A 20,622-nucleotide genomic window follows, 5' to 3' on the forward strand; every position below is an offset into this window, starting at 1 on the left:
TGGCATAATCTCCGTCGTTAGAAAAAAGAATCTTCAAGGATATTCTCGTGATCAATGAAATTAACGCAGATGCGAAAGAGCGCATGCAGAAAAGCGTTGAAGCGCTGAAGAACACTCTATCTAAAATCCGCACTGGTCGTGCGCATCCAGCACTGCTTGATGGCCTGTCTGTCGATTACTATGGCTCTGCAACTCCGCTGAAGCAATTGGCTTCAATCGTTGCAGAAGATGCACGTACTCTGGCTATCACTGTATTCGATAAGTCTGTGACGCAAGCTATCGAAAAAGCGATCATGACTTCAGATCTGGGTCTGAACCCAATGTCTGCGGGTACCGTTATCCGCGTTCCATTGCCACCGTTGACCGAAGAGCGTCGTCGCGATTTGGTTAAGATTGTTCGTGGTGAAGCTGAAGGTGGCCGAGTTGCTGTTCGTAACATCCGCCGTGACGCCAACAGCGATCTGAAAGGTTTGCTGAAAGAGAAAGAAATTTCTGAAGACGAAGAGCGTCGTGGTCAGGACGATATCCAAAAACTGACTGACGCGGCTGTTAAAGAAATTGACACAATTCTTGAAGCCAAAGAAAAAGAGTTGATGGAAGTTTAATTCCGGCTACACTCTGATTCCATTGCCGAAGCGCTGTGCTAGCAGTACAGCGCTTTTTATTTGCGAAGGATAATGATGAGCTCCCAATCTTTCCATCAAGAAATCGATCCCAGCTTACTTCCCAAACACATCGCCGTCATCATGGACGGAAATGGCCGTTGGGCCAAAGCGCGTGGCAAAGCGCGTATGTTTGGCCACAAAGCCGGTGTTGACGCCGTTCGAAAAACTGTTTCAGCTGCTAATCGTCTTGGTATTCAGGTTTTAACCCTGTTTGCATTCAGCAGTGAAAACTGGCGTCGTCCAGAGGAAGAAGTCAGCCTGTTGATGGAGCTTTTTGTCACTGTGCTGGGACGTGAAGTGAAACGTCTTCACAAAAATGGTGTAAAGCTCAAGGTAATTGGCGATACCACGCGCTTTAGCCAGTCGTTACAAGATAAAATTGCCGCGGCGGAAGCTTTAACGGCCAACAATACCGGATTGGTATTGAACGTGGCTGCCAACTATGGCGGTCAGTGGGATATTATGCAGGCTGTCAAAAAGCTTGCGGCTCAGGTAGAGCGTGGCGAAATTCCTGCAGAGCAACTCACTGAAGGTGATCTTCAGGTGCACCTGTCTTGTTCTGGTCTACCAGACGTAGATTTGATGATACGCACCAGTGGCGAATGCCGCATTAGCAACTTTATGCTGTGGCAAGCGGCCTATGCAGAGTTGTATTTCACCGAACAATTCTGGCCTGATTTCGACGAGACAAGTCTCACCGATGCTATTGCTTGGTTTATCAACCGTGAACGCCGATTTGGGTGTACCGGTGAGCAGATCAAGGCCATGTTACAAGTAGAAAAATAGAGGGTTTCGTTTGCTGAAACAACGTGTCTTAACGGCACTGGTACTGGCACCGCTTGTTATCGCCGGTATTTTCTTTTTGCCGTTACAACTTTTCGTGATTGCTGTGGCAGGTGTCACTTTACTTGGCCACTGGGAGTGGACCAAGTTTGTGGCTGCCTCGTCCCGTTTTAGCGCATTTGTTTTCCCTGCAATCATTCTTGTCGGTTCACTGTTTGCGTTACCTGTGACTCAAGATGGCCTTCAACTCACCACTACAAGTGGCAGTGTGTTGGCGATTGCTGGTGCATTATGGTGGCTGGCTGCTACTGTGATGGTGCTGCGCTATCCAAGAGGGACTAGCTGGTGGGGTGATAGCAACGCAGTGCAGCAAGGATTTGGCGTACTGACGCTGCTTCCATTCCTTTGGAGCGTTATTCTTCTCCGTGCCTACCACTTCGATGTTTCCCCTTACCTTGGCGCGAAGATGGTGCTTTTGGTTTGTTTGTTGGTTTGGTCTGCTGATACTGGTGCGTATTTTGCGGGTAAGACCTTCGGTAAGCGCAAAATGGCACCTTCAGTGAGCCCAAATAAAACGGTTGAAGGTCTGATTGGCGGGTTGATTGCAGCCGTTGCTGTCACCTTGACCGCTGCCCAGTATTTCTCTATTCCTTTCTCCTCTCTTGCTATGTTAGGTCTTGTTGCTTTGATCACTTCCTTCGCTTCAGTTTTGGGCGATCTTGCGGAAAGCATGTTTAAGCGTGTCGCGGGTGTGAAAGACAGTGGCAGCATTTTGCCTGGACATGGCGGTATACTGGATAGAATAGATAGCCTGACGGCCGCATTCCCAGTTTTCACCGTATTGTATTTCTGGCTTGCGTAACTCTCTCACCGGCGTTTCGCCGGTGAGTTGTATTCAGGCTTTATGGAACAAAAATTCAGAGTTTCCTATGCGTAAGATAACGATTCTTGGTGCAACCGGCTCAATTGGTACCAGCACGCTTTCTGTGATTGAAAAGAATCCTCACGCCTACGAGGTTTTCGCGCTCGCGGCGAATGCCAACGTCAATGAAATGCTTCTTTTGTGTCTGAAGTGGCGTCCAAAGTTTGCCGCTATGGCGAATGCTGAAGCTGCTGCAAGTTTACGTCTGGCATTGAAAAATCAAGGCTGTGCGACAGAAGTGCTCAGCGGGATTGAAGGTCTTTCTGCGATTTCTGAGCACACTGATGTTGATACTGTCATGGCTGCAGTGGTGGGGGCGGCGGGGCTTATTCCTACTATGGCAGCAGTGAAGGCTGGGAAACGCATACTGTTAGCAAATAAAGAAGCGCTGGTGATGTCTGGGCAATTCTTTATCGATGCGGTTCACCAATACGGCGCTGAGCTCCTGCCCGTCGACAGTGAACACAATGCGATTTTCCAGTGTCTTCCTGCAAGTATTCAATCGCGTCCGGGTGTTTGTGATTTGGCCTCAGAAGGGGTTAGCAAAATCCTTCTTACAGGTTCTGGTGGTCCGTTCCGTTACACTGATTTGGCCCTTCTTCAGGAAGTGACACCAGCTCAAGCTATTGCGCATCCGAACTGGTCGATGGGGCCTAAAATTTCCGTCGATTCTGCCACTATGATGAACAAAGGCCTCGAATATATTGAGGCGCGCTGGCTGTTTAATGCCAGTCGTGAACAGTTGGATGTCATCATTCATCCTCAGTCGGTGATCCATTCGATGGTACAGTACCGTGACGGTTCTGTACTGGCACAAATGGGTTTGCCTGACATGTGTACACCTATCGCTTACGCAATGGCTTATCCGGACCGTATTGAAGCGGGTGTGAAGCCTTTGGATTTCAGTGAAGTGGGTGAATTCACTTTCCTTAAACCTGATTTCAACCGCTATCCATGTTTGAAGCTGGCGATTGATGCCTGTTACGTGGGTCAGGCTGCAACAACGACTCTAAATGCAGCTAACGAAGTCGCGGTTGAAGCATTCTTGCAAGGGCAAATTGGCTTCATGCAGATTGCTGAGGTGAATGATGCTGTGTTACAACGGGCGGAGTTATCGGAACCATCCTGCATTCAAAGCCTCTTAGAGATAGATGACAAAGCACGTGTCATGGCTCAGAAAAGGATTACGGAGTTAACACAATGAGCGCCACTCTTTGGAACCTGCTGTTTTTCCTCATTGCACTCGGCATTTTGATTGCGGTACATGAGTACGGCCATTTTTGGGTTGCGCGTAAATGTGGTGTGAAAGTTGAGCGCTTTTCGATTGGCTTTGGTAAGTCGATTTGGAAGAAAGTGGGCAAAGATGGCACCGAATATACGTTAGCGATGATCCCGCTGGGTGGCTACGTCAAAATGCTCGACGAGCGTGTTGACGATGTCCCTGAATCCCAGAAAGAGCAAGCATTCAATAATCGTCCACTGTGGCAGCGCAGTGCGATTGTTGCTGCAGGGCCAGCAGCAAACTTTTTGTTTGCTATTGCCGCTTATTGGCTGGTGATGATCATTGGTGTACCAGCAGTAAAACCGATTATTGGTGATGTCGCTCCCCATTCTATTGCTGCACAAGCGGGCATTGAACCGGGAATGGAACTAACTGAAATCTCCGGTATCAAAACGCCAGATTGGGAATCGGTCAATTTTCAGTTGATTGCCCACATTGGTGACAGTGAGATGACGCTGGCAGTCAAACCTGATGAGAATGCTGCCTATGCGATTGAGAAGAAGTTGGACTTAGCGACATGGTCTTTCGATCCTGAATCTCAGTCAGCACTGCGCACTCTGGGAATGACGCCTTACCGCCCGGAAATCACCAATGTGCTTTCCAATGTAATGGAAGGCAGTGCGGCAGAAAGAGCCGGGTTACTGGTAAACGATAGACTACTGTCTCTGGGTGATAAGCCCGTTACGGAGTGGTCTGGGGTGGTAGAAACTATCCGTGCAAACCCTGGACAAGCTCTGTCTGTTCTTGTCGAGCGTGACGGTGCTGAGGTGTCTTTGACCCTGACCCCTGACGTGAATGAACAAGATGGTAAGGCAACTGGCTACGCTGGTTTTGCGCCGCATGTTGAGCCTTGGCCCGAGTCGCATCAGCTGACACTTCAGCATGGTCCTTTGGATGCGGTTCCGGCTGCGATGGACAAAACCTGGCAGGTGGTATCACTGACTGCTGGGATGATTAAGAAGCTGTTCACAGGTGATGTGGCAGTAAAGAATTTGAGTGGACCTATCTCAATTGCAAAAGGTGCAGGGATGACCGCAGACTTCGGTCTGGTATACTTTCTCGGCTTTCTCGCACTGATCAGCGTTAATTTAGGCATTATTAACCTGTTACCGTTACCGGTTCTTGATGGCGGACACCTGTTGTTTTTTGGTATTGAAGCCGTGACACGTCGCCCCGTCTCTGAACGAGTGCAGGATATGGGATATCGGGTAGGTACAGCAATCATCATGGCGTTGATGGCTGTAGCGATATTTAACGATTTCGCCCGACTATAAACATTCAGCGTTTAGCAAGGAAATGTCAGAGCAAGCAATGGCGATGAAAAAACTTCTTATAGCCTCTCTTTTATTCTCAAGTTCTGTTACGGCCGATGAGTTCGTAGTAGAAGATATTCGTTTTGAGGGGCTTCAGCGCGTCAGCCTCGGTGCTGCGTTGCTCGCAATGCCGGTACGGGTTGGCGACAACATCGACGAAGGCGATGTTTCCGGGATCATCAAATCCCTGTTTTCCACCGGCAACTTTGAAAACGTGCGCGTCTTCCGTGATGGCGATGATCTGTTGGTCAAAGTGATTGAACGCCCAACGATTGCCAGCGTGTCTTTCTCAGGCAATAAAGCCATTAAAGAAGAACAACTGGAAGAAAATCTTTCCGCTTCTGGCCTTCGCGTGGGCGAGTCACTGGACCGCACCAAGCTTTCCAACATCGAAAAAGGTTTGGAAGATTTCTACTACAGCGTGGGTAAATACAATGCTGTCGTGGATACGGTGATCACCCCGCTTCCGCGAAACCGTGCTGATGTGAAATTTGTCTTCACTGAAGGCGTTTCAGCAAAAATCCAACAAATTAACTTTATTGGTAATGAAGTCTTCTCTGACGATGAACTCAAGTCCAACTTCGAGTTGCGCGCTGATGTGCCTTGGTGGAACTTCCTTGCCAACGAACAGTATCAGAAACAGGCGTTGGCAGGAGATCTAGAAAACCTGCGTTCATTTTACCTCAATCGCGGTTATCTGAAATTCCGTGTTGAGTCCGCCAATGTTTCTATCTCACCGGATAAAAAAGGCGTCTATATCACCCTGAACATTGATGAGGGCGAACCTTACACGGTGGCAGATGTCAGCTTCCGAGGCGGTAAAAACAGTGCTGAATTTGCCGCCCTGGTGCCTTTCGAAGACGGTGAGACTTACAACGGTCAAAAAGTGACGCGCCTTGAAGATGAAATCAAGCGTAAACTGGGTGAACAAGGCTATGCCTATCCTCAGGTTTCCACTATTCCTGAGTTTGATGACGAAGCGAAGACCGTTGCTCTTAACGTGAACGTAGAGCCGGGTAAGCGTATTTATGTTCGTAACATCAAGTTCTCTGGTAACCAAATCACCAAAGACGAAGTGCTGCGCCGCGAAATGCGCCAGATGGAAGGCTCTTGGCTGAACTCTAAATCTGTAGAGACCAGTAAAGATCGTCTGAATCGTCTGGGCTTTTTTGAAACCGTTGATGTTCGCACTTCCCGTGTGCCGGGTACGGATGATCAGGTAGACGTTGAGTATGTGGTTAAGGAGACCAACTCCGGTAGCGTGAACTTTGGTATCGGTTACGGTACCGAGTCGGGAATCAGCTTCCAGGCAGGTCTTCAGCAGGATAACTTTGCGGGTACAGGTAACCGCTTTGGTGTCAATGCAATGATCAATGACTACCAAAAGAACCTGACGCTGGATTATCGTGACCCTTACTTTACCTTGGATGGTATTAGCCTTGGTGGCCGTATTTTCTTCAACGAGTTTGAAGCCTCTGATGCAAACATTGTCGACTATACCGACAAGAGCTACGGTACCAGCCTGACCTGGGGTTTCCCATTCGACGAAATTAACTATTTCGACTTCTCTGTGGGTTACACTCACCGCCAGATCGAAAATCTGGGCGGTTATTACCAGATTCAAAAGTTCCTCGATTCGATGGGCGACAGCGTGACTGATGATGGTGGTCTCGTGGTCGATGACTTTGACTGGTCGGTAAGCTGGACGCGAAACAACCTGAACCGTGGTTTCTTCCCAACAGCGGGCAACTACCAGCGTGCGTCATTCCGTATGACAGTGCCAGGCTCTGATGCCCAGTACTTCAAAGCGCAATATGATGTTCGCCAATATTTCCCACTCGATGAAGGACACAACTTCTCCTTCCTGATGAGAGGACGTTTGGGTTACGGCAACGGCTATGGCAGTAACGACGAGAATGATTACCTGCTTCCGTTTTATGAAAACTTCTATGCAGGTGGTTACTCAACGCTTCGTGGTTTCCGCTCGAATACAGCAGGTCCAAAAGCCGTTTATGACCAGGGGGCAGGCAACAACCCAGCGCTTGTAGGCAGTAACGACTCTGTCGGTGGTAATGCGATTGCATTGGCCAGTGCCGAACTGATTTTCCCGATGCCATTTGTTTCTGAAGAGGCGAGAAGTGCGATTCGAACCAGTGTGTTCGTGGATGCAGCTTCAGTATGGGATACCGAATACGACCTGAATGATGCGCGTGTCATCAGTGGGCAGGAATACATTTACGACTATAGCGATCCATCGAACTACCGGGCATCGTATGGTGCAGCGATTCAATGGCGCTCCCCAATGGGACCGCTGGTTTTCTCGCTGGCTAAACCAATCAAGAAATACGAGGGTGATGATGAGGAATTCTTCACCTTTACCATTGGCCGTACGTTCTGATTTCAACATTAGGAGAAAAGTTTGAAACCTATTATCAAAGCGGCAGGCCTGAGCCTCGCCATTGTTACTGCTTCTTTTTACGCAACAGCGGCAGAAGCTGCACAGAAAATCGGTTATGTTGCGACTGGCCCGGTGTTGGCGCAAATGGCGAAGAAAAGTAATGTTAATGATCAGCTTCGTAAAGAGTTCAAAGATCGCATCGCGGAAGTGGATCGTCTGAGAGATCGTCTGGAAAAAGGTGTCGATAAGCTTCAGCGTAATGGCGAATTGATGAGCGAAGCAGAGCGCACCAAGCTTCAGCGTGAGCTGCAGGCTTTGGACGCAGATTTCAAACTGAAAGCGAAAAACCTTCAGGAAGACCAGCGTAAGCGTGGAGCAGAAGAAGAGCGTAAGCTTGTTCAGAAGCTACAGAAAACCATTGAAACAATTGCCAAGAAAGAAGGCTATGACATGGTCATCAATAGCCAGGCTGTGATGTACGCAAGCCCGAAAGACGACCTGTCAGAAAAAGTACTGAAAGCAGTGAAATAAGTAAGGTAGAAAATGGCTTCTATTACGCTCGCTGAATTAGCGGAAAAACTGGGTGCAGAACTGCACGGTGATGGCAGTGTGCAAATCACTGCCATCGCGGGTATGGATAAAGCTGGCGAAGGAGAGATCACCTTCCTTTCCAGCAGCAAATACCGCAAACATCTTGCTGAGTGTCAGGCAAGTGCTGTGATGGTTAAGGAAGCCGACCTGTCATACTGCACCGGAAATGCACTAGTGTTGAAAGACCCGTATCTGGGATATGCATTAACCGCACAATTGCTGGACACCACACCTGCCTGTGCGGTTGATATTGCCCCAAGTGCCTATGTTTCACCGACAGCGAAGCTGGGGAATGGCGTCGCCGTTGGCCATAACGCTGTGGTAGAAGACGGCGTAGAGCTCGGCGACAACGTGCAAGTCGGTGCTGGCTGCTTTGTAGGCAAAGATACCAAGTTAGGTGCCAATACCCGTCTCTGGGCAAACGTGACGGTTTACCACAATGTGGTGATAGGAGAGTCTTGCCTTGTGCAGTCGGGTACCGTTATCGGTTCTGATGGCTTCGGTTACGCAAACGACAAAGGCCGCTGGGTGAAAATTCCTCAAGTGGGTCGCGTCGTCATTGGCGATCGCGTTGAGATTGGTGCTTGTACCACCATCGACCGTGGCGCGATTGAGGATACCGTGATTGCTGATGGTGTGATTATCGACAACCAGTGTCAGATCGCTCATAATGTTTCGATCGGTGAAAATACCGCCGTTGCAGGGGCAACCACAATGGCTGGTAGCCTTAAGATCGGCAAGCATTGCATTATTGGTGGTGCGACCGTCATTAACGGCCATATGGAAATTACAGATGGTGTCACGATCACTGGTATGGCGATGGTGATGCGACCTATCACTGAACCGGGCATGTATTCTTCGGGTATTCCACTTCAGACCAACAGAGAGTGGCGCAAGACCGCTGCACGAGTGCTGAAAATCGAAGACATGCATAAACGATTGAAAGCCGTTGAAAAACAGCTAGAAGACAGCGAGTAATAGCCGTCCGCGATGGCCTGCTCTGGTGGTTCATTTCGATAAATTGTCGGAACGAACCTGCAGTGTGGGCCATTTGTGTTATCAGCCAATTCAACGACATATAATAAGTATTTCATACAGGAATAAAACTTTGAGTCGCGAAAATAAAATCCTGACAGTTAACGAAATTAAAGAACTGCTGCCACACCGCTATCCATTTCTGCTGATTGACCGTGTTACTGATTTCGAAGAGGGCAAATACCTTCACGCGATCAAAAATGTCTCTGTGAATGAACCACAGTTCACGGGTCATTTCCCTCAGCTGCCTGTATTTCCGGGTGTATTGATCCTCGAAGCGATGGCGCAGGCGACCGGCCTTCTGGCATTTAAGACCTTCGGTCAGCCAAAAGAGAATGAACTGTATTACTTTGCCAGTATCGATAACGCAAAATTCCGCGCGCCGGTAACCCCTGGTGACCAGATGGTTCTGGAAGTGGAATTCCTGAAAGAGCGTCGCGGTATTGCTGCGTTCACAGGCGTTGCTAAAGTTGATGGTAAGGTTGTTTGCTCAGCTGAGCTGAAGTGTGCCAGAAGAGAGTTTTAATCGTGATTCATGAAACCGCACAAATCCACCCAACGGCTGTTGTGGAAGAAGGCGTAACCCTTGGCGCAAACGTCAAGATCGGTGCCTTTTCTTTCATCGGCACCGGTGTGGAAATCGGTGAAGGCACCGAAGTCAAAACGCATGTTGTGATCAAAGGGCCAACCAAAATTGGCTGTGAAAACAAAATCTATCAATTCGCTTCTATTGGCGAAGAGTGTCAGGATCTCAAATACGCGGGTGAACCTACCACGTTGATCATCGGTGATCGCAACACCATCCGTGAAAGCGTGACCATGCACCGTGGCACTATTCAGGATGAAGGCACCACGAAAGTGGGCAGTGACAACCTGTTCATGATCAATGCTCATGTTGCACATGATTGTGTGATTGGCGATCGCTGTATCTTTGCGAACAATGCAACGCTGGCTGGCCACGTAACAGTGGGTGATTACGCGATTGTTGGTGGTATGACCGCGATTCACCAATTCTGCACTATCGGCAGCCATTGCATGCTGGGCGGTGGTTCGATTGTGGTTCAGGATGTTCCTCCTTATGTGATGGCTCAGGGTAACCACTGCGCACCATTCGGTATCAATGTGGAAGGTCTGAAGCGCCGTGGCTTTGAAAAGAGTGCGATTAAAGCAATCCGAGCTGTTTACAAAGAGCTTTATCGCTCGGGTAAGACTCTGGAAGAAGCCAAGAAACAGATCCTTGAAATGTCGAAAGACGAGCAGGCTTTGCAGCTGTTTGTAGAGTTTTTCGAGAACTCAAGCCGAGGCATTATTCGCTAATGGCTAAGCCACTTCGAATTGGAATTGTCGCCGGGGAAATCTCCGGCGATATTTTAGGTGCCGGTTTTATCAAGGCAATCAAAGCCAAATATCCAGACGCGGAATTTGTGGGCATTGCTGGCCCTCGCATGAAGGCATTGGGCTGCGAAACACTGTTCGACATGGAAGAGTTAGCCGTGATGGGCATTGTTGAAGTGCTCGGCCGCTTATCGCGTTTGCTAAAAGTGAAGCGTGAGCTTGTCGACTATTTCACGGCTAATCCGCCTGATGTGTTTGTCGGTATCGACGCGCCAGATTTCAATCTGCGGCTCGAAAAAGATCTCAAAGACAATGGCATCAAAACCGTTCACTACGTCAGCCCGAGTGTATGGGCGTGGCGTCAGAAGCGCATTTTTAAAATTGCTGCAGCCACTGATTTAGTCTTGGCACTTCTGCCTTTCGAAAAAGCCTTTTACGACAAGTTTGACGTTCCCTGTGCATTCGTTGGTCACACCATGGCAGATGACATCCCGATGGTGAGTGACAAAGCTGCGGCAAAAAAACTGTTGGGTTTAGAGCAGGACAAGCGCTATCTCGCCGTATTACCGGGCAGCCGTGGTGGTGAAATGAAGTTGCTGGCACCAACCTTCATCAAAACCTGCAAACTGCTCAAAGCAAAATATCCGGATATCGGCTTTGCCGTTGCGCTGGTGAATGAAAAACGCCGGGCCCAATTTGAAGAAGCATGGCAACAAACGGCACCAGAACTGGATTTTGTGCTAGTGGATGATACTGCGCGCAACGTGATCATTGCTTCTGACGCGGTGCTGCTGGCCTCTGGCACCGTCGCGCTTGAGTGCATGCTGGTCAAACGTCCAATGGTGGTGGGTTACGAAGTGAATGCGATCACTGCCTGGATAGCCAAGCGCATGGTTAAGACTGAGTTCGTTTCTCTGCCGAATATCCTCGCAGGTCGTGAACTGGTGCCAGAACGTCTTCAGGAGGCCTGCACGCCAGAAACCTTGGCGAATGATGTTTCCCGTTTTCTCGACAGTGACAACACCGCTTTGATGGCAGAATTCACCCGCTTGCATGAAATTATCCGCTGCGATGCTGACAAAACATCTGCTGATGCAGTGCTGAATCTGATAGGACGTTAGTCAATGGACTTCGAACCTTTTGTATATCCTGACGCTAGGCTTATCGCTGGTGTTGATGAAGTCGGACGGGGCCCTTTGGTGGGGGCAGTGGTAACGGCTGCTGTTATTCTCGATCCCAATAAGCCAATTGAAGGGCTGACCGACTCCAAAAAACTGACTGACAAAAAACGCGCAGTGCTCTTTGAGGAAATCAAAGAAAAAGCACTGGCTTGGTCATTAGGCCGTGCTGAGCCGGAAGAGATTGATGACATCAATATTCTTTCTGCCACCATGCTGGCTATGGAGCGAGCAGTGGCTGGCTTAAACATCAAGCCGGATTTTGTCTTGATTGATGGCAACCGTGTGCCGAGGGGACTCAATATCCCTGCAGAGGCGGTTGTTAAAGGTGATTTGCGTGTGGCGGAAATCAGTGCAGCTTCCATTCTGGCCAAGGTTGTTCGAGACCGGGAAATGGAAGAGTTGGACGCGCAATACCCGCAATACGGCTTTGCCAAGCACAAAGGTTATCCAACTAAGGCGCATTTTGAAGCGCTTGCTGAACATGGTGCTATCCCCGAGCACCGAAAGAGCTTTAAACCTGTTAAGAACGCGCTCGGCATTGCATAATGTTTCGGGAGGGATTATCTCATTCCTCCCACATTCACAACAATAAATCAGTAACGTAAGAGTACTATGTCAGACCCACGCTTTATTCACCTTCGTGTTCACAGTGATTTTTCTATGGTCGATGGCCTCGGCAAGGTGCCTCCATTGGTCAAGAAAGTGGCAGAGCTAGGCATGCCGGCGATGGCATTGACGGACTTTACCAACCTATGTGGCTTGGTGAAGTTCTACAACACGGCGCAGAGTACGGGTGTGAAACCGATTATCGGCGCTGACTTTAAAATGCAGACGGACGCTTTTGGTGAAGATCTCTGCCAAATTACCGTACTGGCTGCCAACAACATCGGTTATAAAAACCTTACGTTACTGATTTCAAAAGCCTACCTTCGTGGTCATATCCAGCATCAACCTGTTATCGATCAGGATTGGCTGGTTGAGTTGAAAGAAGGCCTTATCATCCTTTCGGGTGGACGTCGGGGCGATCTGGGCAAAGCCCTACTCAAAGGTAACGCAGGTCTGGCTAATCAGTGCGCAGCCTTCTATCAAACTCATTTCCCTGATGCGTATTACATCGAATTAATGCGAACAGGGCGCCCGGATGAAGAGGCTTACCTTCACTTTGCGCTCGACTTTGCGGCCGAACATGATCTTCCCGTTGTTGCGACCAATGAGGTGTGCTTCCTGACTGCGGATTTGTTTGATGCCCATGAAATCCGCGTCGCGATCCATGATGGCTACACACTAGAAGATCCCCGCCGCCCGAAAAACTACAGTCCTCAGCAGCATCTTCGCTCAGAAGAAGAAATGTGTGAGCTGTTCCATGACATTCCTGAGGCGTTGGCAAACACAGTAGAAATTGCCAAACGCTGTAACGTCACTGTTCGCCTCAACGAATACTTCCTGCCCGCCTTCCCGACTGAAGGCATGGAAGAAACCGAATTTTTGGTGATGAAGTCGCGGGAAGGTTTGGAAGAACGTCTGGAATTCCTGTTCCCGGATGAAGAAGAGCGCCTGAAACGTCGACCTGAATACGATGAGCGTCTTGAAGTCGAACTGGAAGTGATCAACAACATGGGTTTCCCCGGTTACTTCCTCATCGTTATGGAGTTCATCCAGTGGTCGAAAGACAACGCGATTCCTGTGGGGCCAGGCCGTGGTTCCGGTGCGGGCTCGTTGGTGGCCTATGCGCTTAAAATCACCGACCTTGATCCACTGGAATACGATCTGCTGTTCGAACGATTCCTGAACCCTGAACGTGTTTCCATGCCCGACTTTGACGTCGACTTCTGTATGGATAAACGCGATCAGGTGATTGACCACGTTGCTGAGATGTATGGACGTGATGCGGTATCCCAGATCATTACCTTCGGTACCATGGCTGCCAAAGCGGTAATCCGTGATGTGGGGCGTGTACTTGGTCACCCTTATGGTTTTGTTGACCGTATCTCTAAGCTGGTGCCACCTGATCCGGGGATGACGCTGGAAAAAGCCTTTGTGGCAGAGCCACAACTGGGTGAAATTTACGAAGCGGATGAAGAAGTCCGCGAGCTTATCGATACCTGTCGCATTCTGGAAGGCTGTACACGAAATGCCGGTAAGCACGCGGGTGGTGTGGTTATCTCGCCAACCACCATTACCGATTTTGCTCCTATCTATGCTGATGCTGAAGGTCACTTCCCGGTTACCCAGTTCGATAAGAATGACGTAGAAACTGCGGGCCTCGTGAAGTTTGACTTCTTGGGTCTGCGTACCCTGACCATCATCGACTGGGCGTTGGGACTGATTAACCCGCGCCTAGAGCGTAGCGGTCAAGAGCCGGTGCGTATTGAGTCTATTCCGCTCGAAGATGCAGCTTCATTCCGCGTATTGCAGAACTCAGAAACCACGGCGGTATTCCAGCTCGAATCACGGGGTATGAAAGAGCTGATCAAACGCCTTCAACCTGACTGTTTCGAAGATATCATCGCACTGGTAGCCCTTTTCCGTCCCGGCCCGTTGCAATCAGGCATGGTAGATAACTTTATCGACCGTAAGCACGGACGAGAAGAGATCTCTTACCCTGATGCGACTTGGCAGCATGAGTCACTGAAAGAAATTCTGGATCCAACCTACGGCATCATTCTTTACCAAGAGCAGGTGATGCAGATTGCTCAGGTGCTGTCTGGCTATACCCTGGGTGGAGCAGACATGCTCCGCCGTGCAATGGGTAAGAAAAAGCCAGAAGAGATGGCGAAGCAGCGCGCAACCTTTGAGAGCGGTGCAATCGCAAACGGTGTGGACGGCGAGTTGTCGATGAAGATCTTCGACTTGGTGGAGAAATTCGCAGGTTATGGCTTCAACAAATCGCACTCTGCAGCCTACGCTTTGGTTTCCTATCAAACACTTTGGCTGAAAACACACTATCCGGCGGAATTCATGGCAGCGGTAATGACCGCGGATATGGATAACACAGATAAGATCGTTGGCTTGGTAGAAGAGTGTCGCCGCATGAAACTCACCATGCTGCCACCGGATGTGAATGCGGGTCTATATCGATTCAACGTCAATGAAAAAGGCGAAATTGTTTACGGTATCGGTGCAATCAAAGGTGTGGGTGAAGCGCCAATCGAAAACATCATCAAAGCCCGTCAAGAAGGCGGTTACTTCCGCGATCTGTTCGACTTCTGTGCCCGCATCGACACCAAGAAGGTAAACAAGCGTGTGATTGAAAAGCTAATTCAGTCAGGCGCCATGGACCGATTAGGCCCTCACCGTGCAGCTATGACGGCTTCTTTGGATGATGCACTGAAATCAGCGAGCCAACACCATCAGGCAGAAGCGTTTGGTCAAACTGACATGTTCGGTGTACTGACGGATGCACCGGAAGAGGTGGAGCACAAATACGCGAAAGTGCCGCCATGGCCTGACAAAGTCTGGTTGGAAGGAGAGCGTGAAACGCTAGGGCTTTACTTAACAGGGCACCCGATCAACAGCTATGTGAAGGAGCTGAAGCATTATATTACTTGGCGCCTTGAAGATGCCCACGCCACCAAACGTGATGTGGTATCAACGGTGGCTGGCCTTGTTATCGCCGCACGTGTGATGACAACCAAGCGAGGCACCCGTATCGGTATCCTGACTTTGGATGACCGCTCGGGCCGCATGGAAGTGATGCTGTTCTCAGATGCGCTAGAAAAGTATCTGGATCTCATAGAAAAAGACAGAATTTTGGTGGTATCGGGACAGGTCAGCTTTGATGACTTCAACGGTGGCCTTAAAATGTCGGCACGAGAAGTGCTTGATATATCCCAAGCGCGTGAAAAGTACCTGCGCGGTCTTGCTATCTCAGTGACCGACAGGCAAATTGATAACAAATTTTTTGAACGATTCAGTGAGATATTGGAACCGCACCGTGCGGGAACGGTTCCGGTCAACCTTTACTACCAGCGTGACGATGCTCGCGCCAAGTTGGTCTTAGGTACAGAGTGGCGTATTACGCCAGACGACAAACTGATCGATGATTTAAAAACGCTGCTCGGCGATAAACAGGTCGAGCTGGAATTTGATTGATACTTCGGCCCTGCCAGGAATGTGCGGGGCTATGTTATTACTTAACAGGATTCTTTCTCTATGAGTCTTAATTTCCTTGAATTTGAACAGCCAATCGCGGAATTGGAAGCAAAAATCGAAGCCTTGCGTGTAGTGTCCAAGCGTGGCGACGAAGCTGAGGCTGTCAACCTGGACAAAGAAATCGAGCAATTGGAGACCAAAAGCACTGAGCTGACGAAGAAAATCTTCAGCGATCTGGGTGCTTGGCAGGTTGCGCAGCTGGCACGTCATCCACGTCGTCCATATACTCTGGACTACGCGGATCTGATCTTCACTGAATTTGAAGAGCTGGCAGGCGATCGCGCATATGCAGATGACAAAGCAATTGTTGGTGGTATGGCGCGTATTGATGGCCGTCCAGTGATGATTATCGGCCATCAAAAAGGCCGTGAAACCCGCGAAAAAGTGATTCGTAACTTCGGTATGCCAAAGCCGGAAGGTTACCGCAAAGCGCTGCGCTTGATGAAAATGGCAGAGCGTTTCAAGATGCCTATCATTACCTTCATTGACACCGCAGGGGCATATCCTGGCGTTGGTGCTGAAGAACGTGGCCAGTCAGAAGCGATTGCACGCAACCTGAAAGAGATGGCTGGCCTGACGGTGCCGGTTATCGTTAACGTGGTTGGTGAAGGTGGCTCGGGTGGTGCACTGGCGATTGGTGTGGGCGATTACGTGAACATGCTGCAGTACTCCACTTACTCGGTGATTTCGCCGGAAGGTTGTGCATCTATCCTGTGGCGTGATTCAGACAAAGCCCCACAAGCCGCTGAAGCAATGGGCATGACTGCACCTCGTCTGAAAGAGCTGGGTCTTATCGACAACATCATCGAAGAGCCGATGGGCGGTGCACACCGTGATTTCGCTAAAACCGCAGAAAGCATCAAAGCACTGCTGGTGGGCCAGTTGGAAGAACTGGCACAGTTAGATGCAGATAATTTACGCGAGCGTCGTTATCAGCGTCTACTGAGCTACGGTTACTGTTAAGCAAACCGATTGATTTAAAAAGGGCCAAATGGCCCTTTTTTCGTATCTGATGCTATGATTCGAAAAAATCGTCTTTCTCGAAGTGTCTATGCTGTTCTCCCTGTTTGAAAATGTCCTCGATAGGTACACGCCAGTACCCCGCCAGATCGTGCTGGCTTTAAGTGGCGGCGTGGATTCACGCGTAATGCTTGATTTGCTCGCCACTTATCGGGACACTCATCCCCAGCACGCCTATTTGGTGGTTCATGTTCATCATGGTTTGAGCCCAAATGCAGATGATTGGATGGCACAATGTGAGCGTTGGGCCAGTGACGCTGATTTTGCGTTTAAGGGAATTCGGGTGACCTTGAACCATCGAGGCGAAAGCCTTGAGAAAGCAGCCAGAGAGGCACGCTATCAGGCCATTTTGAACTCAGTAGATGACAATGCACTGGTATTGACCGGTCAGCATGCCGATGATCAGGCCGAAACCTTTTTACTGGCGCTTAAACGTGGTAGTGGCCCTGCGGGGTTGGCTGCTATGCCAGAAACCCGTCCAATGCAACATGCCGTGTTATGCCGTCCCTTACTTGAGGCAAACAGAAAAGCCATTGAGGAATATGCTGAATCTCAGGGGCTTATCTGGATAGAAGACGAAAGCAATCTGGATAGTCGGTTTGACCGTAATTTTATCAGACAAGAATGGCTCCCCATGGCTTCTGAGCGATGGCCGGGTTTAGTTAAAGCGATCAACCGTACAGCTCTGCATTGTGCTGAACAGGAAACCCTGCTTGATGAACTGTTGGTTCAATACGATGCTGAAGTGATGGGAACTGACGGCAGTTTGAACATCGGCAAGACAAAAGAATACTCTCCGATATTACAAAGTGCGTTGGTCAGGCGCTGGTTAAAGTATGCAGGAAGGCTCTCTTTGTCAAAAGCACAGCTTGAGCAAGTGTTTTCATCAGTGATAGAAGCTGGGCCTGACGCCAATCCAGTTCTCAAAGTGGCTCAAGGCGAAGTGCGGAGATATCAGGGGAAACTCTGGTTTGTTGCACATTATCAGGATGTCTCAGACTGGACAGCGTCATTGGTGGTGAACAGAAAGATTTCATTGCCTGATAACCTTGGGGAACTGGAGATAGTGTCTGCGCCGAGCAATGACCGGGGTATCAGGATTCGTGCGCCCATGAAGGATGAAGAAATAAGTGTTGGCTTTGACCCTGAAGGTTGGTTTGCCCGACCTGCCAGCAGGCAAGGGAAGCGGAAACTCAAAAAGCTTTTTCAGGAATATGGGGTACCGAGCTGGCTTCGTCGAAGAACGCCTATCTTGTTCTATGGAGAGACGATAGCTGCTGTCGGTGACCTGTTTGTTTGTGAAGACTATGTGGGCGATGAGTGTGAGCTTGTCTGGCACAAATGCCATACATTAAATGCGTGAATAGCTTTTACGTGCAACAATTTAACAAAACTGGAAAACAATAAAGCGAGGAAGCGATGAAACAACTGTTACCTTTAGGTCTGGCTGCCATGATGATGGCTGCGCCTTCATTTGCTGCAGGAGATGCAGAAGCCGGCAAAGCCAAAGCAGCGATTTGTGCAGCATGCCATGGAGCAAATGGTATTGCGATGATCCCAGGCTACCCAAATCTTGCAGGCCAGAATGAGCAATATCTGGTTTCTGCGTTGAAAGCATACAAAAGCGGCGAACGTACCGGCGCGCAGGCGATGATCATGAAGCCGCAGGCTGACATGTTGAGTGATGCTGACATGGCGAATTTGGCTGCGTACTTTGCGCAGATGAAATAGTCGCTCCGACAAATATAAATTGAAAGCCACGGACGATGCCGTGGCTTTTTTATGCCTGACAGTTGGTTGAAGAAGATAATTGCCTAACGACAGATCGCAATATTTTATTTTGCCTGATTGTTTTTTGCTCGATCAAACTTTCTGCTATTGCAGGAAAATTCAGGTTTTACTATTGTACTAGCTCACTGATACATTGTGAGAGGTTAAAACAATGGCAGCAGGACGCGAGCACTTTAGTTCCAGACTCGGTTTCGTTTTAGCAGCAGCCGGTGCTGCAGTGGGGCTGGGTAATATCTGGGGATTCCCAACACAAGCAGCAAGTAACGGTGGTGGTGCCTTTCTTTTAGTCTACCTTTTGATGATCCTCATCGTTGCCTACCCTATGCTGGTGGTTGAAATGGCGATTGGGCGTCATGGTCAGGCAAACCCGATCGACAGCATGAGAAAGCTGGGACGATCTTCGTTATCAAAAACGCTCGGGGGTGGTGTAGGTCTTATCGGCCTGATGGTGCCTTGTCTGGTTTTGGCTTTTTATAGCATCGTCGGTGGCTGGCTAATTTCTTACTTGCTTGCCGCAGGTGCAGAGCTTATTGGGCTTCATGACACTGCAATCTGGTTGAAGGGCTTCTCGGTTGAACGAAATCTTTTGGGTGCGGGTCTTTTCTATCTGCTGACCATCTTGATAGTTCAGGCGGGTGTGAAAGAAGGTATCGAGAAATGGTCAACACGCCTGATGCCAGCACTTTTCATTCTGTTCGCTGTGCTTTTCATTTATGTGATGACATTGCCAGGGGCGACTGAAGGCTTGGTACATTACCTCATCCCTGACTTTTCCAAAGTGATGGATAGCGATCTTATTCTGGCCGCGATGGGGCAAGGCTTCTTCTCTCTGACCATTGGCGGCTGTTCCATGTTGATTTACGGTTCGTACCTTAGCCGCAAAGAGAACCTGCCAAAAATGGCGCTGAATGTCACCCTAGTGGATACCGCAGTGGCGGTGATTGCTGGTCTGGTGATCCTGCCTGCTATGTTTGCAGCCATGCGTCAGGGCGTAGAGATCTACGATGCCAACGGTGCATTGCTGAGCTCTTCAACACTGGTGTTTGATGTGCTGCCGATGCTGTTTCAAGGGCTTGGTGTCGTCGGGACATTGGTTGCCTTTGTCTTCTTCTTGCTGATGACGATTGCGGCGCTAACCTCCTCAATCTCTATGCTTGAATGTCCTGTTGCGCTAATGAGTGAACGCCTTGGTACTCAACGCTCAACTGCCAGCTGGTTGTTGGGTGGTGTTATCGCTGCTTTCAGTGCGGTGATAGTGTTTAACTTTGGCGAGCTGTTTGGTCTGGTTGCGACGATCGCGACACAATACTTCCAGCCAATAGCGGCACTGTTGTTCTGTCTGTATGGCGGTTGGGTGTGGAAGCGTACCCAGAAGCTCAAGGAGCTTCGTCAGGGCTATGACGATATCGAGCTAGGTCTGTTCTGGAAAGTTTGGCCTTTGTACGTGAAGTTTGTCTGTCCAGTTCTGGTTATTGCTGTGATTTGGATGTCATTGGTTTAATACCAATCGTAGTAAATATCTGCTCATCCTAGCTTGTTAAAATGCTCGATAACTGCGTTGAAAAATTTGATTGTAGAATAACTACTTATCGAAGTTTTCCGCCTTGTTCTCGAGCATTTTTCCTGCGCTATCTCTGATCACCTACTTACTGTGATTGGTATAAAGGCGTTGAGTAAAACGCAGGGATAAAAAACGGAAGCCATCGCGCTTCCGTTTCCATTGAGTGTTGATGCTATTAGCGGAACTGGTTTTGATCAGCCATGTACTCGAAACCAGCAGTCGCAAGTTTTGCTTTCAGGGCTTCGGCATCAATATCGAAGTACTTCACCAACTCTTCCAAAGAAGAAAAATCGTCTCGTAACTTCATGTTCACGATACTCATCAGCATGATGGTATCCATACCTTCAAAGTTCTTGAGATCCATTATGCGTCCTCGTGGTCACTGATCAGCAGGTTAGCAGCGGCGAAAGCGGCTTGCTCACGCTTTTCTTCGGGAATCGTTTCATCAGACGCCACAGCGTCCAATGCGCGAACAGCACATGCGATAGCGCTAGGAATATAACCTTGTTCGCCACTGCCAATTTCTGAATAACGCTGACGGATCAAATCGCAACAATCGTAGACTTTCATAGCCACTCCTTGAAAAAAACTGC

19 protein-coding genes are annotated in these 20,622 nt (G+C 49.2%); 17 read left to right on the forward strand and 2 right to left on the reverse strand.

Features of this window, described 5'->3' with window-relative positions:
- Nucleotides 1-47: 47 nt before the first annotated feature.
- From frr to D515_RS04495, 17 genes are all read left to right on the forward strand, one after another.
- Nucleotides 48-605: a ribosome recycling factor gene (frr, locus tag D515_RS04415; RefSeq protein WP_002536380.1), complete on the forward strand. Its 558-nt coding sequence runs from the start codon at nucleotides 48-50 to the stop codon at nucleotides 603-605.
- A gap of 75 nt (nucleotides 606-680) precedes the next feature.
- Complete coding sequence (locus tag D515_RS04420; RefSeq protein WP_002536381.1) at nucleotides 681-1,451, forward strand: isoprenyl transferase; 771 nt, start codon at nucleotides 681-683, stop codon at nucleotides 1,449-1,451.
- Between the two features lie 10 nt (nucleotides 1,452-1,461).
- The gene (locus D515_RS04425; RefSeq protein WP_002536383.1) at nucleotides 1,462-2,310 is read left to right on the forward strand and encodes a phosphatidate cytidylyltransferase; all 849 of its coding nucleotides are present in this window, start codon (nucleotides 1,462-1,464) and stop codon (nucleotides 2,308-2,310) included.
- Between the two features lie 67 nt (nucleotides 2,311-2,377).
- A complete protein-coding gene (gene ispC / locus D515_RS04430) occupies nucleotides 2,378-3,574 on the forward strand; it encodes a 1-deoxy-D-xylulose-5-phosphate reductoisomerase (protein ID WP_002536384.1) in 1,197 nt (398 codons plus the stop codon).
- The gene (gene rseP / locus D515_RS04435; protein WP_002536386.1) at nucleotides 3,571-4,926 is read left to right on the forward strand and encodes a sigma E protease regulator RseP; all 1,356 of its coding nucleotides are present in this window, start codon (nucleotides 3,571-3,573) and stop codon (nucleotides 4,924-4,926) included. Before ispC ends, rseP begins: the two co-directional genes overlap by 4 nt.
- A gap of 37 nt (nucleotides 4,927-4,963) precedes the next feature.
- Nucleotides 4,964-7,363 (forward strand): outer membrane protein assembly factor BamA, encoded by a 2,400-nt coding sequence (bamA, locus tag D515_RS04440; RefSeq protein WP_039849606.1) that lies wholly within the window; start codon nucleotides 4,964-4,966, stop codon nucleotides 7,361-7,363.
- Between the two features lie 21 nt (nucleotides 7,364-7,384).
- A complete protein-coding gene (locus tag D515_RS04445; RefSeq protein ID WP_002536390.1) occupies nucleotides 7,385-7,894 on the forward strand; it encodes an OmpH/Skp family outer membrane protein in 510 nt (169 codons plus the stop codon).
- Between the two features lie 12 nt (nucleotides 7,895-7,906).
- Nucleotides 7,907-8,932, forward strand: coding sequence for a UDP-3-O-(3-hydroxymyristoyl)glucosamine N-acyltransferase (lpxD, locus tag D515_RS04450; protein ID WP_002536397.1), 1,026 nt, complete (start codon nucleotides 7,907-7,909; stop codon nucleotides 8,930-8,932).
- A gap of 130 nt (nucleotides 8,933-9,062) precedes the next feature.
- Nucleotides 9,063-9,515: a 3-hydroxyacyl-ACP dehydratase FabZ gene (gene fabZ, locus D515_RS04455; protein ID WP_002536399.1), complete on the forward strand. Its 453-nt coding sequence runs from the start codon at nucleotides 9,063-9,065 to the stop codon at nucleotides 9,513-9,515.
- 2 nt (nucleotides 9,516-9,517) lie between these two features.
- Nucleotides 9,518-10,306, forward strand: coding sequence for an acyl-ACP--UDP-N-acetylglucosamine O-acyltransferase (gene lpxA, locus D515_RS04460; RefSeq protein WP_002536401.1), 789 nt, complete (start codon nucleotides 9,518-9,520; stop codon nucleotides 10,304-10,306).
- Nucleotides 10,306-11,445 carry a lipid-A-disaccharide synthase gene (gene lpxB, locus D515_RS04465; RefSeq protein ID WP_002536402.1) on the forward strand — a complete coding sequence of 380 codons (1,140 nt, stop codon included), beginning with the start codon at nucleotides 10,306-10,308 and terminating at the stop codon, nucleotides 11,443-11,445. Before lpxA ends, lpxB begins: the two co-directional genes overlap by 1 nt.
- A 3-nt stretch (nucleotides 11,446-11,448) precedes the next feature.
- On the forward strand, nucleotides 11,449-12,051 hold the full coding sequence (gene rnhB / locus D515_RS04470; protein WP_002536404.1) for a ribonuclease HII: 603 nt from the start codon (nucleotides 11,449-11,451) through the stop codon (nucleotides 12,049-12,051).
- A gap of 66 nt (nucleotides 12,052-12,117) precedes the next feature.
- Nucleotides 12,118-15,597, forward strand: a complete 3,480-nt coding sequence (dnaE, locus tag D515_RS04475; protein ID WP_002536406.1) for a DNA polymerase III subunit alpha — start codon at nucleotides 12,118-12,120, stop codon at nucleotides 15,595-15,597.
- A gap of 60 nt (nucleotides 15,598-15,657) precedes the next feature.
- Nucleotides 15,658-16,620 (forward strand): acetyl-CoA carboxylase carboxyl transferase subunit alpha, encoded by a 963-nt coding sequence (gene accA / locus D515_RS04480; RefSeq protein ID WP_002536409.1) that lies wholly within the window; start codon nucleotides 15,658-15,660, stop codon nucleotides 16,618-16,620.
- An 88-nt stretch (nucleotides 16,621-16,708) separates the two neighbouring features.
- On the forward strand, nucleotides 16,709-18,040 hold the full coding sequence (tilS, locus tag D515_RS04485) for a tRNA lysidine(34) synthetase TilS (RefSeq protein WP_002536411.1): 1,332 nt from the start codon (nucleotides 16,709-16,711) through the stop codon (nucleotides 18,038-18,040).
- Between the two features lie 56 nt (nucleotides 18,041-18,096).
- Nucleotides 18,097-18,408, forward strand: a complete 312-nt coding sequence (locus D515_RS04490) for a c-type cytochrome (RefSeq protein ID WP_002536413.1) — start codon at nucleotides 18,097-18,099, stop codon at nucleotides 18,406-18,408.
- A gap of 211 nt (nucleotides 18,409-18,619) precedes the next feature.
- On the forward strand, nucleotides 18,620-19,969 hold the full coding sequence (locus tag D515_RS04495) for a sodium-dependent transporter (RefSeq protein ID WP_002536414.1): 1,350 nt from the start codon (nucleotides 18,620-18,622) through the stop codon (nucleotides 19,967-19,969).
- Between the two features lie 235 nt (nucleotides 19,970-20,204).
- On the opposite strand, the gene D515_RS04500 is transcribed toward D515_RS04495, so the two are convergent.
- Nucleotides 20,205-20,393 (reverse strand): DUF4250 domain-containing protein, encoded by a 189-nt coding sequence (locus D515_RS04500; RefSeq protein ID WP_002536416.1) that lies wholly within the window; start codon nucleotides 20,391-20,393, stop codon nucleotides 20,205-20,207.
- Entirely contained in the window at nucleotides 20,393-20,599 is a 207-nt protein-coding gene (locus D515_RS04505; protein WP_002536417.1) for a YaeP family protein, read from the reverse strand. Before D515_RS04505 ends, D515_RS04500 begins: the two co-directional genes overlap by 1 nt.
- Nucleotides 20,600-20,622: the final 23 nt, after the last annotated feature.

The sequence above is a fragment of the Grimontia indica genome (assembly GCF_000333895.2).
GTDB lineage: Bacteria > Pseudomonadota > Gammaproteobacteria > Enterobacterales > Vibrionaceae > Enterovibrio > Enterovibrio indicus.

What these genes read in the sequence shown, in the direction of transcription:
- D515_RS04505 (WP_002536417.1), bottom strand. Translation starts at nt 20,599, where the DNA reads ATGAAAGTCTACGATTGTTGCGATTTGATCCGTCAGCGTTATTCAGAA.
- D515_RS04495 (WP_002536414.1), top strand. Translation starts at nt 18,620, where the DNA reads ATGGCAGCAGGACGCGAGCACTTTAGTTCCAGACTCGGTTTCGTTTTA.
- accA (WP_002536409.1), top strand. Translation starts at nt 15,658, where the DNA reads ATGAGTCTTAATTTCCTTGAATTTGAACAGCCAATCGCGGAATTGGAA.
- D515_RS04500 (WP_002536416.1), bottom strand. Translation starts at nt 20,393, where the DNA reads ATGGATCTCAAGAACTTTGAAGGTATGGATACCATCATGCTGATGAGT.
- ispC (WP_002536384.1), top strand. Translation starts at nt 2,378, where the DNA reads ATGCGTAAGATAACGATTCTTGGTGCAACCGGCTCAATTGGTACCAGC.
- lpxD (WP_002536397.1), top strand. Translation starts at nt 7,907, where the DNA reads ATGGCTTCTATTACGCTCGCTGAATTAGCGGAAAAACTGGGTGCAGAA.
- lpxB (WP_002536402.1), top strand. Translation starts at nt 10,306, where the DNA reads ATGGCTAAGCCACTTCGAATTGGAATTGTCGCCGGGGAAATCTCCGGC.
- rseP (WP_002536386.1), top strand. Translation starts at nt 3,571, where the DNA reads ATGAGCGCCACTCTTTGGAACCTGCTGTTTTTCCTCATTGCACTCGGC.
- bamA (WP_039849606.1), top strand. Translation starts at nt 4,964, where the DNA reads ATGGCGATGAAAAAACTTCTTATAGCCTCTCTTTTATTCTCAAGTTCT.
- dnaE (WP_002536406.1), top strand. Translation starts at nt 12,118, where the DNA reads ATGTCAGACCCACGCTTTATTCACCTTCGTGTTCACAGTGATTTTTCT.
- D515_RS04420 (WP_002536381.1), top strand. Translation starts at nt 681, where the DNA reads ATGAGCTCCCAATCTTTCCATCAAGAAATCGATCCCAGCTTACTTCCC.
- rnhB (WP_002536404.1), top strand. Translation starts at nt 11,449, where the DNA reads ATGGACTTCGAACCTTTTGTATATCCTGACGCTAGGCTTATCGCTGGT.
- tilS (WP_002536411.1), top strand. Translation starts at nt 16,709, where the DNA reads ATGCTGTTCTCCCTGTTTGAAAATGTCCTCGATAGGTACACGCCAGTA.
- D515_RS04490 (WP_002536413.1), top strand. Translation starts at nt 18,097, where the DNA reads ATGAAACAACTGTTACCTTTAGGTCTGGCTGCCATGATGATGGCTGCG.